Raw genomic sequence first — 15,894 nt, forward strand, 5'->3', positions numbered from 1 at the left:
CATTCTAAGTTTTGTAAATACAGTCAGGCGTTAATTCTTCACGGCTGCAGTTAAAAATAAGAGCTTTTTATTTTTTAACATTTACAGTAGATTGTCAGCGCCGTCACTATATAGAGAAGAAAAAATAATTATGAGCGCAGTCAGAGGGGAGTTTAGCTCCCGTTTTGGATTCATTATGGCCGCAGCAGGATCTGCAGTAGGTCTTGGTAATATCTGGGGTTTCCCAACACAGACAGCCAGCAATGGAGGCGCGGCCTTTTTAATTGCTTACCTTGTATTAGCATTTTGTTTAGCTTACCCAGCACTGATGGCAGAGCTAACAATTGGTCGCCATGGTCAAGCCAATGCGGTTAGTTCATTGCGGAAAATTTCAAATAACCCGCTCCAAAAACGTTTTGCGTTTGTGGTCGGTTTTGGTGGTATCATATGTGCCGGACTGATCCTCAGCTTTTATGCCATTGTCGCCGGTTGGATGATCAGTGCCACTCTAGAGCCCATTGCGACTTTAGTGGGCAGTGAGAGCTCTTCAACTTGGTTGAGTGAGCAGTCACTCTCTAGAAACCTTATATTTACTGCTGGATTTATTATTCTTACTGTCGCAATCATTAGCCGCGGAGTAGAAAATGGCATTGAAAAATGGTCAAAACGCCTAATGCCCGCATTGCTGACTATTTTATTTGCACTGATTGTTTATGTGATGATGCAAGAAGGCGCTATGACAGGCCTAAAAGCCTACTTAGTGCCTGATTTCAGCTCTATTTTAGACCCTGAATTACTTGTTAGTGCACTGGGACAAGCGTTCTTTTCGTTGTCATTAGGCACTAGTGTGATGATCATTTATGGCTCCTACATTAGTAAAAAAGAAAATTTAGTCTCACTTGGCGCCTACGTTACCCTTATTGATGTGTTTATTGCTTTTGTTGCTGGGTTACTAATTATCCCTGCGATGTACGTTGCGCAGGCACAAGGGGTGGAAATATTCTCAGCTACTGGAGAGTTGCTTTCTGAAGACACTTTAGTATTTCAAGTATTACCCGCTCTTTTTGATGGCATGGGCACCATTGGTTTATTCGTTGGCTTTGCCTTTTTTGCATTGATGAGTATAGCTGCACTGACATCGTCTATTTCAATGCTTGAAGCACCGGTTTCGTATGCGGTAGAGCGCTTTGATCTTGGCCGTGTAAAAGCCACTTGGTTAATAGGAACGATTATAGCATTGGTGAGCTTTACGATAGTCCTGAACTTTAATGCGCTGTTTGGTTTAGTTATTGCGCTCACAACTAAATTTGGTCAGCCTATTCTTGGTTTAATGTGTTGCTTGTTTGTCGGCTGGATTTGGTATCGCAACTCACTATTAAACGAAATACAACAAGGCTGCCCAGAAGTTGCTACCAGCCTATTTTGGAAAATATGGCCATGGTATATTAAATTCATTTGCCCAATTGCAATTGGTTTAGTGTTTGTCAGCTCGCTATTAGGCTAACTCAAAAAACCGCTCTTTACACGGAGCGGTTTTTTAAAATCATATCTTGATGTGCAATACCATCTTCTAAATAAGGCTCGCCAATACACTGAAAACCCAGCGACTGATAAAACGCGAGTAAATAGGTTTGCGCGCCAATGTATATATCCTTGTTCGGCCAATGCGTAAAGCAACACTGGATCGCCTCTTTAACCAATAACACTGCCAACCCCTTACCCCGTTGTGATTTTTCAACCAGCACGCGACCAATAGCGCTGTACTGCTCATTTTTCTCATAACAACGTGCGTATGCAGCTAATTGTTCAGCCTCGAGCCAATAGAGATGCTGAGTTGTTGCAGTGCAATCGATATCGTCTAATTCAGGGTATGGGCATTGCTGCTCAACTACAAATACATCGACCCGCGTGCGCATGATAGTAAACAGTACCTGCGCAGACAGTTGAGAAAATGGTTTTGTTGTTAATCGCATAAAAACTCCTAACATAAAAAAAGCCCAGTCAATACTGGGCTACTTATTACGCTTAGCTAACTAACCGAGCTCTGAATAGCTAGGCAAGCAAACGTTCTAATTGATCACATAAATGCGAAAGATTAACGTGATCATGTTCAATCGTCAGGTCAACATAGCCATCACCACGAAAACCACGGTCAAGCTCAATTAAAACATGAGTTTTATGAGCTTCAGGCACAAACGATAGTTCAATCTCTTGAATACCGAACAAGCTACGGCTATTTGGTTTATATTCCAGCTCTTGATAACAACCAGAGACAGAGTTAAACGTACTAGCACGTAAGAAGCCCTTTTCAACATCCGCTTTTACCAAGCTAAAACCCAGTTTATCCATCGCTTGCATAAAAGTAGTTACGGCATCATTTGGATAAATATGAAGATGATCTTTATCCGTAGGATCAAGTGCTAAATCAATATCTAAACCTGTTTCAAGCCAAACATGTGATTGGTTATAACCGGCGTTGATTTCGGTGATCGGTGTTTCTGAATGTAAGCGCGCTTCAAACGGAATGTGTTTTTGCTGACCCGGTTCAATTGTACCAATATCGGTTATACGCCACTTATCAATAATATGATTGGTAAAATAAGCACCGTCTTCACCTTCCACTTTTACGCGCGTCATTAATGCTAAATCAAGACCTGTTATTGCTTGGCTAACATCCCCTGCGGTGATCACTATTTGGGCATTAAATAGTTGCCCAGGTTGTAAATGCTCAGTTTCAAGCACGGTATCTACTGTTGCTGCACCAATACCGACTGATGCAAGAATTTTTTTAAACATCTATTTCTCCTTAAGCTTAATTCACCTAAACCTGAATCACGCTTAAATTCCTTTGTTACTGCATCTTAACCATATTTAAAAGCTGCTGTCAGTGAAAAAATAACTATTTTTTGAGTTTTTAGCAGAATAATTAACTAAACGAGTGTTTTTCATACACAGGTATATCTCTATGCGCGCAATTTATATGCATAATATACACGAATGATTTTCAAAAATGCTGATATTTCGCTACACTAGGTAACCAAATGAAGTGATATTAAGAATTATGGAACTATTATATTTTGCTGTCGCATTTGTGTGTGGCTTTGCCGTGTACCAACTTAAACTTCCTCCGCTAATCGGTTTTTTGATTGCTGGCTTTGTACTGAACTTATCTGGCTTTAAAACCACTGAGCTACTTAATACGATTGCTAATTTAGGGATCACGTTATTACTATTTAGTATTGGTCTGAAACTAAAAGTTAGCCATCTTATTAAGCCACAAGTTTGGGCCCCTGCCTCTTTACATATTATTATTAGTAGCGCTATTTTTTGCAGTTTGATGCTGTTCTTAGGCGCACTTTCGTTGCCATTATTTGCAGACCTAAGTTGGCAAAGTGCGTTGCTTGTTGGTTTTGCTTTTAGCTTTTCTAGCACAGTTTTTGCTGTAAAAGTACTTGAAGAACGTGGCGAAATGGCCAGCCTTCACGGCAAAATAGCCATTGGTATTTTGGTTATGCAAGATATCTTTGCAGTGATATTTTTAGCCATCAGCACAGGTAAAATCCCCAACGGTTGGGCTTTTGCGCTATTAGTTGCCTTGCCATTATTACGCCCAGTCATGTTTTGGGTGTTAAATCGTTCTAAACATGGTGAGCTATTACCTTTGTTTGGCTTTTTCTTTGCACTTGTCGTTGGCTATCATGCATTTGAATTTGCAGGCTTGAAAGGTGATTTAGGCGCGTTGATCATCGGTATGATCTTTGCTCCTCATAAAAAAGCCAGTGAGCTTGCAAAATCACTACTTAATTTAAAAGAAATTTTATTAGTTGGGTTTTTCTTAACAATTGGTTTAGGTGCTGATCTGACGCTCAACTCATTACTTATAGCGCTTATTATTGTATTGGTGCTACCAGTCAAAGTTGCCCTGTATTATGTACTAACGAATGCCTTTAAGTTACGCGCTCGTACTTCTTTATTAAGTGCTTTTAGTCTAGCTAACTACAGCGAATTTGGCTTGATAGTCTGTATGGTTGCTGCCAGTAGCGGGTTAATCACCTCTGAGTGGTTGGCTGTTATGGCTATTGCAGTATCAATGACCTTTATCATTGCATCCCCACTAAATAAACGTTCAAACGAAATTTATGTAAAGATCGAAGCTTGGCTCATGCGTTTTGAAAGCCCTACTCGCTTAGCAGAAGAACTTCCTGTGAACTTAAATGACACCAAGATTGTTATTTTTGGTATGGGTCGTATTGGCACCGGTGCATATGAAACAATTAACATCACCCATCCTGGCGTTGTAGCGGGTATAGATATCAAACCTGAAGTGGTCGAAAAGCATGTTACACGAGGTCGTAAGGCACTCTTGGCAGATGCAACCGATCCAGACTTTTGGCAACGGGTAAATCACTCCCATGTAGAGATGATCATGCTCGCGATGCCGAAACATATGCAGAACATTTTTGCTTTAGAGCAATTGCGTGCTTCGGGTTACCAAGGTCAAGTTACTGCCATTGCTAACTATCCAGATCAGCAAAAAGAATTAGAAGATATGGGCGTTGACTCTACTTATAACTTCTATTTAGAGGCCGGTAGCGGCTTCGCTGAGCATGTAAAACAAAAATTATTTCCATAATATAGAAAGGTTCTCAGTACCACAAAAGGTACTGAGAACTATTTTCATTTAATTTTCATATCCTTATATATAGCCGCCTGAAACAATCCCGCAGAAGTCCCCAAATAAGAGTCAAGCGCATTTACAAAGCTTTACATCCAGATTGGCATTTACCCATGAAAAAAGAGTAAACTGCACTTGTTGAGTAATACGTAAGTATCTATTTTTAGCACAAAAAAAGCCTTCTCATGTTTGTGTATACGTATTTATCGGCATTTTGTCTTTTACTATTAAATAAGGTTTTTAGATGAAAAATAAGTTTGCTACACAGTTTCAGACAGTGGCGGATGATGTAAATAACCCAAAACTGGTTGAACTTCAAAATCGCCTTGATGAAATACAAAGAAATGGAATGACAGCGTTAACAATGCGCGCAGTGCTATTTCAAAAAATGCTCGATATATATCAAGTGCCGGAAAATCATTTCTTGCGTGATAGCGAAACACCAAGCCGCATCGATGATCCGTCAATTATAAACAAACTTAAACAACTTGGATTTACCAAAAAGCATCAATACCAGATCCATTAGTAATTATGAGGGCCCTACTCTCCCTCATTAAATAGGCTGTTTCTTGCCCGTCACAGCCTATTTTCTCTCTCTCTTTTGTAATACACTTCACGCATAACCTAGCAAACTAAGTTAACCATGGATCCAGAGCTTTTAAAAATAGCGATTAATACAAAAATGCCATTTGGTAAATATGCAGGCCGCCCTTTGCTGTTATTACCAGAACCATACTTAGTCTGGTTTAAGCAGCAAGGATTTCCTCACGGCACACTCGGTGCTCAATTAGCAATGATGTATGAAGTTAAACTCAATGGCTTGGAGCAGATGCTCATGCCGCTTTTAAAAACACATAAATAAATTAAAAGTAATAAATAATGGAACTTACTTAGCAAAGTGAAGTCTACTCTTTTGCTACTTGTTGATTTTGGTTTTAACCGCAGAAAAGCGCCTATTAGGCGCTTTTTTTTTGAGTATCAATTTAGCCACAGATATAGCAATAGAAAAGGAGTTACTTACCCTGAACTCTGGTTACTTAGGCAAATAGATTGTAAATTTGGCGCCACCTAATTCTGAATTCGATATCGAACAGCTGCCTTGGTGCCAAGACACTATTTTTGCCACAATGGCTAAACCAAGCCCAAAGCCTCCAGTCTTTTTATCGCGACTTTTATCAAGTCGGGCAAAAGGTTTAAACACTGCATCCCATTGTGATTGTTCAATGCCAGGGCCATCGTCTTCGACCGATAAAATTAACTGCCCAGTATTTTCAACTAAGCTAATTCGCACTTCGTGACGAGCATATTTCAACGCATTGCCTACTAAGTTTTGGATACTGCGGGCGATAAAGTGACTGTCACAAGTGTAACTGCATAAAGCTGGTAATTGCATATTGAGTTTTATTTGCGTAGCAAAATCAAGTTTAGTGACAACACTTTCTACTAGCTGCACTAAGTTACATGTTTGCACCGTAAGATTAGGTTGTTGGCTATCAAGGCGAGCATAATCAAGCATTTCTTTAACTAACGACTCTAACTCCACAATATCTAATTGCATGTTATCGATATATTCAAAGGCTTTTTCGTCAGCTACTTTATCCTCAAGCATTGCCAACGCAAATTTTAAACGTGCCAGTGGCGTTCTAAACTCATGCGATACCGACGATGTAAGTTCTTGTTGAGCGGTTAATAAATGCTGAATACGCTGCTGCATAGCACTTAAGGTGTCGGTAATTGGTAAAAAGAATGATTTCGAGGTGGCGCTCAGCTCAAAGTCTTGTGATCCACCAACGGCTTCACAGGCCAGTCGCAACTTAGCAAAATCACGCCACAGTAAAAAACTCCATAAGCCAACAGGGATCCCAACGACACACAATAATAATAGATAAGGCCAAACGGATGAGAATACTGGCGCAGAAACGGTAATTGGACCCACTTGCAATAATTGCTCATTATCAACAACGATATACCAGATAGCTCGCTGTTGTTGATCAAATAGATAAATATAATTATGTAGGTTAAGTTCTTGTTGTTGTTGTGCGGGCAACATTAGGTCTTGTTTTTGTACTATTTCACTTTGAAAGCGAGTGGCTATTTTAGTAAGCCCTTGCGGGGTTTGCGCTAATAGCCATAGGGATTGACCAAACTCATCATCGAGCGCAATTTGTTGTTGGCTATCTTCGTACGGCCAAAGTTGTTCAATTACCCCACTGACTAAAAACAAGGAAACTATAATGTACAAATATAAACTTGCGAATAGTTTCCCCATTAATAATTACATACCCCATGCATCGGAGACAAATAAGTAGCCTTGTCCCCAAACGGTTTTAATACGGTATGGTTTATCGCTGTTATCACCTAATTTTTTACGGATCCGCGATACGCGTACATCTACGGTGCGGTCTAATCCATCATATTGGCGACCGATCATGTGTTGATGAACATGTTCACGACTTAGTACTTCACCGGAATTTGAAGCTAATAGCCACAGTAATTCAAATTCATGGGAAGTGAGGGTGATTTCGTTATTCTTTAAGCGAACAATACGGCTGGTTTTATCAATACATAAATCGCCAAATTGTAATTCCTCTGGCGCTTTTACTGATGCTTGGCCACGGCGTAATAGCGCATTAATACGGGCAAGCAATACTCTTGGCTCAGCTGGCTTAATAACATAATCATCGGCACCAAGTTCCAAACCAATGACTTGATCAAAGTCTTCACCTTTGGCGGTCAACATTAATATTGGTAAGCTAAATTTATCTCTCACTTGACGACAAACACTAAAGCCATCTTTACCTGGCAGCATTACATCGAGGATCATCAAATCAACCGGATTGTTTTCAAGGTAACTAAACACTTCATCGCCACGGTCTAGCACCGCCACTTCAAGGCCATTATTTTCAAGATAGTCACGGGTTAATTGCTGTAACCCTAAATCATCTTCTACAAGTAAGATCTTTGCCATTTGCAGCTCCAAGATTAAAAAAAGCTCCACGGAGAACGTAATCGGCGCCGAGTTGTTTTAGCGCGAGTGCTCTGTACTTCAATGCGTGTTGTCGCCAGTAATTCATCCGTGTGAGGATTGACTAGGGAGTATATGGTTTCAACCTGAACACGCGCTTTATGATTGAATTCTTCTAAGGTAACCTGTTGCCAACATTGCAGTTGTTGATCTTCGCTGTATAAACAAACGTCCATTTTATGGGGCATATTTAAAGCAAATTTTACATCAACATCGCAAAAGTCTTGTTGTTCGGAAACCACACAGACTTTTGGAGTAACTGTTAATATATCTTTTTTTGCGGCAGCTAACTTTGGCCATACCAACAAAAAAATGACGCACGCACCAAGTTGTAAATACTTCATATTAAAAAATATGATCAAACCCTATAAAGGCAGTCAGAGAATACGTTTGTTCAAACAGCGGACTGTCGTCAGCTAAGGCGGAATAATCATAATAAGCCAGATGAAAACGCAATGAGTTGGCTCCATTTAAGGGCCAGCGGGCATCTATTTTAGCATAAGGCTGCCAACTACTGCCAACCTCAATTGCACGAACTGGAGACTCTTTTTCTGTTAAGCCATAAAAATATGTATTCAGTGCTGCCGATTTATACCAGATGCCAATAGTCGGCTTAATCTGTAACTCACCAATGTTCTTGTGCATTTGCCACTGCAGTGCACTTCGCCACCCGTCATACACTCCGGATACATCAGCTAATGCCTGCACGGAAAATACATGCTGCTGATAGCTATAATGGTAACTCAGGCCAGCATCGAGTGCCCATTTACGTTTATTAAGCTCACGGATATCTAGACTAGGTTGTTGGATTTGAAGTTCATTTTCACTGTTCGTAAATGAACTTTCTGATCTTAATGCAAAAATGTTACTTGGATGCCAATCAACAAAAAAACGAGTTTCCGAATTAAACTCAGTGACTAAATTAAAGGTATGTGGGGAGTCTTGTATCAGGCTATAGCCTAAGCGACCATTATCAAAAAAGAACTGTTCACCGTAATAAGCTATATCTGGGATCAACACTAATGGTAAATCACCTCCACCAGCTAATGGATTTGTTATGACTCCTAATCCCGTGTTAAGGCTCAAGTGCCACTGCCCTGTTGTTATATCCTGCACAGGCTCAATTTCTGATGGCTGTGCAAAACAAGGTACTGTAAGCCATACAGAGATGCAAAGCGCAGTAAGAATATTAACTATCGACTTCATTGTTGTTATTTATGCCAAAAGAGACAACCCAATATCGTTATCATAGCAAGGTATTAATAACTAATCCCTAGACGATTACAATCATTCACACTTTTGATACATATGGAACGATTCAAGGTAAATAAACTTTACATCTGCGTATTTAGACTCGGCTAAGGAGCTAAGCTATTAACGTTTTTCAGTGATTGAGCAATCTCCCATAATGCATTTAACGCGGCATCTGGTAACTCTTTACGTAATACTGCCAAACCAATCTCAAACCCGGCAGGGGCCTCTTTTTGATCACTGATCACCTGAACGCGATCTTTTAATGGGCTATTATCTAAAACAATTTTTGGCACCATGGCAATGCCTAGCCCTAAACTCACCATTGACACCATAGCTTCATGCCCCGCTACTTGCGCATAGATCTTTGCATTAATACCGTGCTTACGCCACCACAGCTCTAACCTTTGACGAGTAAAACCTTGCTCTGGCACTATAAACTCAAGCTCAGACCAATCTATCTTATCGCCAAACTGGGCCAGTTTTTCAGTGAGCAACGACGGAATACGTGGCGCGATAAATACCAAGGATGAATAACCAATACTGGCAAATGCAATTTGCGTCGGTAATTTATCAGGCTTTGCGGCAATTGCCATGGCTTCGTGTCCGTCAAGCACACGGTTTATTGCCACTGCGGGATCGCCAGTATTAAGCTTTATTTCTATATGTTGATGTTGCAAACGCAGTTGCTCTAATAGTTGATGCAAAAAACTATAAGAGGCCGTTACTGAACAGTAAATGCTTACTTTACCGTAAATAGTTTGCTCAGGATTTTGTACATTTGCTCGAAAACGCTGCCAATTAGCTAACGTAGCCGTTGCATAGTCGATAAACGATTCTCCTTCAGCTGTTAACTTTACACTGCGATTATCGCGACTGAATAATGCGACTCCAACTTCATCCTCTAACTGTTTAATATTGCGACTTAAGGTGGGAGCACTTATGTGGCATAACTCGCTGGCACGGGCAAAATGTAAGGTTTTGGCAAGTGCCAGAAAGTAATGTAATCGTTTATGGTCCATAGTGATCCCAATAGTTAGCGGTTATTAATTAAAGCATTTCATTTTTTGAAATACTTTAATGCAAATATATCATTTTACGCAAGGGTAAAAATTCCTTATGGTGACTTTAAGCAAAGCAGCAAGCGCTTGCATCTAACAAATACGAAATTTATAGGATACTAACAATGGCGAATTATTTTAATACTCTTCCCTTACGCGAGCAGTTAGCACAACTAGCACAATGTGAATTTATGGATCCGGCTGAATTTGCCGATGGTGTTGAAGCACTTAAAGGCAAAAAACTTGTTATTGTTGGGTGTGGTGCACAAGGTTTAAACCAAGGACTGAACTTACGAGATTCAGGTTTAGATGTTGCCTACACATTGCGTGATTCTGCAATCAGCGAACGTCGTCAATCATTTCTTAATGCGTCAGAAAATGGTTTTACTGTAGGTACTTACGAAGAATTGATCCCTACTGCTGATGTTGTGTTAAACCTAACACCTGATAAACAGCATACTGCGGTTGTAAACGCAATCATGCCGATGATGAAACAAGGCTCTACGCTTGCTTATTCACATGGCTTCAACATTGTTGAAGAAGGTATGCAAGTACGTGATGATATCACTGTAATCATGGTTGCACCTAAGTGCCCAGGCTCTGAGGTTCGTGAAGAGTATAAACGCGGTTTTGGTGTCCCAACTCTTATTGCTGTTCACCCAGAAAATGATCCTCAGGGACATGGTCTAGCCCAGGCTAAAGCTTATGCAGCGGGTACTGGCGGTCATCGCGCTGGGGTATTAAAGTCTTCATTTATTGCTGAAGTAAAATCAGACCTAATGGGTGAGCAAACAATTCTTTGCGGCATGTTACAGACAGGCTCAATTTTATGTTTTGATAAGATGATCGAAAAAGGTATAGATGCCGGTTACGCATCAAAACTAATTCAATACGGTTGGGAAGTTGTTACTGAAGCACTTAAATACGGCGGCGTTACAAATATGCTTGACCGTTTATCAAACCCAGCGAAAGTAAAAGCGTTTGAATTAAGTGAAGAATTAAAAGTAATCATGCGCCCGCTTTACAATAAACACCAAGACGACATCATCGATGGCACGTTCTCTCGTGTAATGATGGAAGATTGGGCGAATGATGATGCAAACCTTTTGAAATGGCGTGCAGAAACAGCTGAAACAAATTTTGAAAAAACCCCTGCCGGTGATGTTGAAATCACCGAACAAGAGTTTTTTGATAACGGTATATTGATGGTTGCAATGGTGAAAGCCGGTGTAGAATTAGCGTTTGAGACCATGACTGCTGCAGGTATTATAGCTGAGTCAGCATATTATGAATCGCTACATGAAACGCCATTAATTGCCAATACCATTGCACGTAAAAAATTATTCGAAATGAACCGCACGATCTCCGATACTGCAGAGTATGGTTGCTACTTATACAATCACGCATGTTTGCCACTGTTACAAGACTTTATGCAAAACATCGATACTGATGTGATTGGTAGAGGCTTAGGCGAGCGCTGTAATCATGTTGATAACCAAACACTAATTGCAATCAACAAGTCGCTGCGTGAGCACCCTGTTGAAATCATTGGTACCAAATTGCGTGGCTACATGTCAGCAATGAAGAAAATTGTTTAACCCTGGAAAGTAACAATTTCGCTTGTTAGAAACCAAGCCCACATGCTAAACGCAGTGGGCTTTTTCATTTTATTTACTTTGTCAAAATACATCTTAGAGTAAATTACAAACTGAGTACTTACTCTAATAGATGATGAACTGCATGAAAAAAACATGCTAAAATACCCGCATAATTTGTAAATTCAGTACCCACAATGTCGTATAAAACTCTTAGTATCACGCGTAAGATCACTATTTTAGGGATCGCTATTGCCCTGTCAGTTGCCAGCTTAATTGGCATTACGGCGCTGTTATCCGCCAAAACCATTATCGAACAACGGATGATACAATCTGAGTTGCCCAGTAAACTACACGCAATTAATAACTATATCAGCTTAGAAATAAATGAATTGCTTAGTGCGGCCGAACAAGTATCAAGTAATCATTTTATACTCGCGTGGGCAAATAGTCGTGATAACAATGATGACGTTTTAATCAAAGAATTAAATCGTCTGGTAAAACAATACGGCTTAGCAACCGCATCATGGGCAAATCGCGATACCGCGCAGTACTGGAATCAAGATGGCTTTTTAAGAGTATTAGATAGGCAGCAAGATGGCTGGTTTTTTGATTTTAAAAACGCCAATCAAGCTTACTCTATTAGCTTATATCAAGAGCCTAATGGCGACACAAAAATGTTTGTAAATCATCAACAGATCAATGGCATCGGCTTAACTGGACTGGCAAAAAGTATTGATGATATGCAGGCACTGCTAAATAAATTTACTATCGAGCAAACCGGTTTTGTATTTATCACTGACGATAAAGGCGTAATTAAACTCCATCAAGACGTTAATAAAGTAGAAAAAACAAATCTAGATAGCTTGTATGGTCATCAAGTAAGTGGTCAATTATTAACAAGCAATGAATTTAACTTGCAAGAAGTCGAACTCAATGGCGACACTTTTTTCCTAGCGGCGAGTCCGATTAAAAACACCCAACTCTATGTGGTTGCACAAGTACCAAAAACAGAAGTTTTTGCTGGGATCACTACATTACAATGGCAAATTTTAAGTTTTGCTATCGCAATTGCGCTGTTGGCATGTATCGTTAGTTTTTTACTGGCTCGTTCGTTAGCTTCACCGCTATCAAAAATGGCAGAGTTATTTACTCGTTTAGGATCTGGTGATGCCAATCTAGCTTACCGTTTACCTCACAGTGACCAGCCTGAGCTATCAGCATTAACGAATGGTTTTAACCAATTCATTGATAAAATTGAAACCGCCATTGCGCAAGTCTCCCACGAAAGTTTAAAAATTCGTCAAAGCTCAGATCAGGTATTTACTCAAGCCAAGCATAACTCACAGGCAATGGACAACCAAAAAGAGCAGACTATCTCTGTTGCAGCAGCAATCAACGAAATGGGTGCAACAGTGCAAGAAATTGCCCACAGCGCCGCAACTGCCGCAAAACTGACCGAAGATAGTAAAGCGAATACATTACAGAGCCACCAGCAAGTAGTGCAAAGCCAACAGAGTATTACCGCATTAGCCAGTGATATTGACACAATTGCGAGACAAGTGACTGAGCTTGCCAATAAAACCCAGACTATTGCCAGTATTGTTGACTCTATTCGTGGTATTTCAGAGCAAACCAATTTATTAGCACTAAATGCAGCAATTGAATCAGCACGTGCTGGTGAACATGGCCGCGGCTTTGCCGTGGTTGCGGATGAAGTACGAGCCTTAGCCAACCGTACGTCACAATCAACGACTGAAATTCAATCAATGATTGAAGAGCTCGCGAAAACAGCTACCAATGTGGTTGAACATATTGCCCAGTCCAAAGATAAAGCTCAACACAGCGTAGCAACAATGCAAAGCTCTGTGCAGTTGCTTGATGCCATTACCAATACCGCTAATGAAATTAATGATATGGCAACCTTGATTGCTACAGCTACTGAGGAGCAAAGTAGCGTGGTTGCTGACGTCGGCCGCAATATTGAACAAATTAGTGAGATCAGCGATATGGCAATGCGAGAACAAATTGATACCGAGCAGGCGATCAAAGGACTTGCAACCAGCGCACAAACCTTAGCAAGTTTAGTCGCCACCTTTGAAAAGCGCTGACACAGTTTGTAACATTTAACATCTACCCCGACTAAAAAACAGACTAAACTTAATAAGTCAGTAATTAGTTGGGGTATGATTATGACAATATTAACGCGGCTTTATAAGCTAGCAGTCATTGTGCTGCTTTTTAGTATCTCTGCCTGTACCAGTGTGAGTAATCAACCAATACTCATCCCGCCACCAGTGACTGAAAACCAATCTTTCACGCTTTACCCAGTAGAAAGTAGTGAACAGATTTTTACCTTAAGCGATACAATAACACAACAACTCGATGCAGCCTTTCCAAGTACTAAACGCAATTTAAACACAACTCGAAAGTTACTAAACTTTTTGTTAGAAAATGGCGATGCATCCTTACTATATCAAGCAGGGGCTACCCTAACCGCCAATCAAGCCTACCGAGATTTAAATGCTAACTGTTTATCATTATCGATTTTGGCCTATAGTATCGCGGAATATTTAGGCATGCAGGGGCAATTTCAAACGGTTCATATTCCTGAGTATTGGGCGCTAAATAAAGGCTATAACTTATTGACTGGGCATATTAATTTGATCGTCACACAGCGTCGTAATAACCACACTAATGTGACTTATGTGTATGACGCAAAAACCTCATTAGTGATTGATTTTGATCCGAACTCGCGAGGTGAGAAATTTCAGACGACCCCCATCAGCAAACAACGAATTACCGCGATGTTTTATAACAATAAAGGGGCAGCGGCAATGCTCAATCAAAATTATGATTTAGCCTATAGCTACTTTTTAGCGGCAACAAAAGCAGATAAATATTACTCTGCTGCATGGGGTAACTTAGCCGTATTACTTCGCCTTGATTCTCAGTATGATAACGCCGAATTAGCCTATAATTATGCTTTGCTGCTTAATAACGACAACAATACAGCACTGGGCAACTTAGCTTTACTGTATCAACTCACCGACCGTCCTGAGCTGGCAGACAAGATTTTATATAAACTTGATTTGAAGCGCCAAAGTAATCCGTATTATCATGTGTCATTAGGAAATAACGCATACCTTGGACAAAACTATCAAGATGCCATCAAGCATTTCAATAAAGCAAAAAGAATTGATGATGATATTCATGATAGCTACTTTGGTCTTGCCCGCACTTATTATCAGTTAGGTGATTTTAAGCAAGCATATCGCCAATTACGTTTGGCTAATAAACATGCCGATTTTGACCATGATAAGCAACGTTATCAAAATAAATTACAGGCACTAAGTGACATGACTGCGCGAGTAATTAATCATTAACTATTTTATTTTGCTATTGAGCCTCAGCTTTTCAACATTGTGCCAAAGTAATAGCAGCGCGCAGCAACAGCTGATCGATGATCTGAGGCATCTAAGCTCTACGGCTCTAAGCGGTAGAAAAACCAATACCGACGGCGCGCATACCAGTGCCCAATACATTAGTACGCGACTGCAAACGCTCGGTTACAATACACAATTACAGCCGTTTAGTTACAGCCATGGCTGGTCTTCAAAAGCAACGGGGCAAAATGTAGTTGCGACTTTAAAACCACCGCACTTAGTCAAGACTCATTTGGTAATTACCGCTCATTATGATCACTTAGGTATGCGTGGTAACACTTTATATGCAGGCGCAAACGATAATGCCAGTGGCGTCAGTGCCTTGTTATTCCTAGCGCAACGCTTCGCACACACAAATCTGCCTTTCCAACTTAGTTTTGTTGCTACTGACGCAGAGGAAAATGGTTTACATGGAGCTGAATATTTTGTTAGTCAATTGCAAATCGACGACAGCGTAAACGTGCTAAATATTAATTTGGATATGTTAGCAGTAAAGCCGCCAAAAAAAATCTTATATGCCTTTGTCTCACATGCACAACGCAGTGCTTTACAAGCACAACTACAGCAGGTGCCTGAGCATAATTTAAAGATAAAAGTAGCTAGTTCATCAACCACAATGAACAGAATGACCCTCGGAGATAGTATTGATTGGCGCCGAGCAAGCGACCATTATGCGTTTGCTAAAGCCGGAATTGCTTATATTTACTTTGGCATGGGTCATGACCCCCACCATCATAAAAGTTCCGACCTACTAAATAATATTGACCAAGCGCTTTATATTGATGCAGTTAATTATATTGCCGCATTTATTAGCCAACTTGATATAAACGATATAAACACTCTTTGAGCTAAATTGTAGATA

15 protein-coding genes are annotated in these 15,894 nt (G+C 40.3%); 8 read left to right on the plus strand and 7 right to left on the minus strand.

The genetic code is table 11. From position 1 onward, the window contains the following. Positions 1–130 precede the first annotated feature (130 nt). Entirely contained in the window at positions 131–1,483 is a 1,353-nt protein-coding gene (locus H5186_RS06390; RefSeq protein WP_149981437.1) for a sodium-dependent transporter, read from the plus strand. Positions 1,484–1,499: 16 nt separating this feature from the next. On the opposite strand, the gene H5186_RS06395 is transcribed toward H5186_RS06390, so the two are convergent. Together H5186_RS06395 and H5186_RS06400 are read right to left on the minus strand one after the other, a co-directional pair. Then, a complete protein-coding gene (locus H5186_RS06395; RefSeq protein WP_145239226.1) occupies positions 1,500–1,952 on the minus strand; it encodes a GNAT family N-acetyltransferase in 453 nt (150 codons plus the stop codon). A gap of 79 nt (positions 1,953–2,031) precedes the next feature. Beyond that, entirely contained in the window at positions 2,032–2,775 is a 744-nt protein-coding gene (locus H5186_RS06400; RefSeq protein ID WP_145239228.1) for a sporulation protein, read from the minus strand. A 265-nt stretch (positions 2,776–3,040) separates the two neighbouring features. Here H5186_RS06400 and H5186_RS06405 point away from each other — a divergent pair, with 265 nt between their 5' ends. From H5186_RS06405 to H5186_RS06415, 3 genes are all read left to right on the plus strand, one after another. Then, positions 3,041–4,612: a cation:proton antiporter family protein gene (locus H5186_RS06405; protein ID WP_182719330.1), complete on the plus strand. Its 1,572-nt coding sequence runs from the start codon at positions 3,041–3,043 to the stop codon at positions 4,610–4,612. Positions 4,613–4,898: 286 nt separating this feature from the next. Next, positions 4,899–5,180, plus strand: coding sequence for a hypothetical protein (locus H5186_RS06410; protein WP_145239233.1), 282 nt, complete (start codon positions 4,899–4,901; stop codon positions 5,178–5,180). A gap of 117 nt (positions 5,181–5,297) precedes the next feature. After that, positions 5,298–5,516 (plus strand): DUF3820 family protein, encoded by a 219-nt coding sequence (locus tag H5186_RS06415; protein ID WP_182719329.1) that lies wholly within the window; start codon positions 5,298–5,300, stop codon positions 5,514–5,516. A gap of 171 nt (positions 5,517–5,687) precedes the next feature. Here H5186_RS06415 and H5186_RS06420 read toward each other — a convergent pair whose 3' ends face one another. From H5186_RS06420 to ilvY, 5 genes are all read right to left on the minus strand, one after another. Further along, entirely contained in the window at positions 5,688–6,923 is a 1,236-nt protein-coding gene (locus H5186_RS06420; protein WP_182794251.1) for an ATP-binding protein, read from the minus strand. 6 nt (positions 6,924–6,929) lie between these two features. After that, a complete protein-coding gene (locus H5186_RS06425; protein ID WP_145239242.1) occupies positions 6,930–7,622 on the minus strand; it encodes a response regulator in 693 nt (230 codons plus the stop codon). 14 nt (positions 7,623–7,636) lie between these two features. Then, positions 7,637–8,023 carry a DUF3019 domain-containing protein gene (locus H5186_RS06430; RefSeq protein WP_182719327.1) on the minus strand — a complete coding sequence of 129 codons (387 nt, stop codon included), beginning with the start codon at positions 8,021–8,023 and terminating at the stop codon, positions 7,637–7,639. 1 nt (position 8,024) lies between these two features. Continuing rightward, a complete protein-coding gene (locus tag H5186_RS06435) occupies positions 8,025–8,885 on the minus strand; it encodes a MipA/OmpV family protein (protein ID WP_182794252.1) in 861 nt (286 codons plus the stop codon). A gap of 152 nt (positions 8,886–9,037) precedes the next feature. Further along, positions 9,038–9,952, minus strand: coding sequence for an HTH-type transcriptional activator IlvY (ilvY, locus tag H5186_RS06440; protein ID WP_145239251.1), 915 nt, complete (start codon positions 9,950–9,952; stop codon positions 9,038–9,040). 164 nt (positions 9,953–10,116) lie between these two features. On the opposite strand from ilvY, the gene ilvC reads away from it, so the two are divergent. The 4 genes from ilvC to H5186_RS06460 all read left to right on the plus strand — a co-directional run bounded on the left by ilvC (position 10,117) and on the right by H5186_RS06460 (position 15,879). Next, positions 10,117–11,589, plus strand: a complete 1,473-nt coding sequence (gene ilvC, locus H5186_RS06445; protein ID WP_182731024.1) for a ketol-acid reductoisomerase — start codon at positions 10,117–10,119, stop codon at positions 11,587–11,589. A gap of 194 nt (positions 11,590–11,783) precedes the next feature. Then, positions 11,784–13,697 (plus strand): methyl-accepting chemotaxis protein, encoded by a 1,914-nt coding sequence (locus H5186_RS06450; protein WP_182794253.1) that lies wholly within the window; start codon positions 11,784–11,786, stop codon positions 13,695–13,697. Between the two features lie 81 nt (positions 13,698–13,778). Further along, complete coding sequence (locus tag H5186_RS06455) at positions 13,779–14,972, plus strand: tetratricopeptide repeat protein (RefSeq protein ID WP_182719323.1); 1,194 nt, start codon at positions 13,779–13,781, stop codon at positions 14,970–14,972. Positions 14,973–15,009: 37 nt separating this feature from the next. Further along, entirely contained in the window at positions 15,010–15,879 is an 870-nt protein-coding gene (locus tag H5186_RS06460) for a M28 family peptidase (RefSeq protein WP_259400102.1), read from the plus strand. The last annotated feature ends 15 nt before the right edge of the window (positions 15,880–15,894 follow it).

The sequence above is a fragment of the Pseudoalteromonas sp. SG41-2 genome (assembly GCF_014164535.1).
GTDB classification, from domain to species: Bacteria; Pseudomonadota; Gammaproteobacteria; order Enterobacterales; family Alteromonadaceae; genus Pseudoalteromonas; species Pseudoalteromonas rhizosphaerae.

Excerpts from the sequence above, each read along its gene's own strand:
- H5186_RS06390 (WP_149981437.1), top strand. The coding sequence starts at position 131 with ATGAGCGCAGTCAGAGGGGAGTTTAGCTCCCGTTTTGGATTCATTATG.
- H5186_RS06395 (WP_145239226.1), bottom strand. The coding sequence starts at position 1,952 with ATGCGATTAACAACAAAACCATTTTCTCAACTGTCTGCGCAGGTACTG.
- H5186_RS06400 (WP_145239228.1), bottom strand. The coding sequence starts at position 2,775 with ATGTTTAAAAAAATTCTTGCATCAGTCGGTATTGGTGCAGCAACAGTA.
- H5186_RS06405 (WP_182719330.1), top strand. The coding sequence starts at position 3,041 with ATGGAACTATTATATTTTGCTGTCGCATTTGTGTGTGGCTTTGCCGTG.
- H5186_RS06410 (WP_145239233.1), top strand. The coding sequence starts at position 4,899 with ATGAAAAATAAGTTTGCTACACAGTTTCAGACAGTGGCGGATGATGTA.
- H5186_RS06415 (WP_182719329.1), top strand. The coding sequence starts at position 5,298 with ATGGATCCAGAGCTTTTAAAAATAGCGATTAATACAAAAATGCCATTT.
- H5186_RS06420 (WP_182794251.1), bottom strand. The coding sequence starts at position 6,923 with ATGGGGAAACTATTCGCAAGTTTATATTTGTACATTATAGTTTCCTTG.
- H5186_RS06425 (WP_145239242.1), bottom strand. The coding sequence starts at position 7,622 with ATGGCAAAGATCTTACTTGTAGAAGATGATTTAGGGTTACAGCAATTA.
- H5186_RS06430 (WP_182719327.1), bottom strand. The coding sequence starts at position 8,023 with ATGAAGTATTTACAACTTGGTGCGTGCGTCATTTTTTTGTTGGTATGG.
- H5186_RS06435 (WP_182794252.1), bottom strand. The coding sequence starts at position 8,885 with ATGAAGTCGATAGTTAATATTCTTACTGCGCTTTGCATCTCTGTATGG.
- ilvY (WP_145239251.1), bottom strand. The coding sequence starts at position 9,952 with ATGGACCATAAACGATTACATTACTTTCTGGCACTTGCCAAAACCTTA.
- ilvC (WP_182731024.1), top strand. The coding sequence starts at position 10,117 with ATGGCGAATTATTTTAATACTCTTCCCTTACGCGAGCAGTTAGCACAA.
- H5186_RS06450 (WP_182794253.1), top strand. The coding sequence starts at position 11,784 with ATGTCGTATAAAACTCTTAGTATCACGCGTAAGATCACTATTTTAGGG.
- H5186_RS06455 (WP_182719323.1), top strand. The coding sequence starts at position 13,779 with ATGACAATATTAACGCGGCTTTATAAGCTAGCAGTCATTGTGCTGCTT.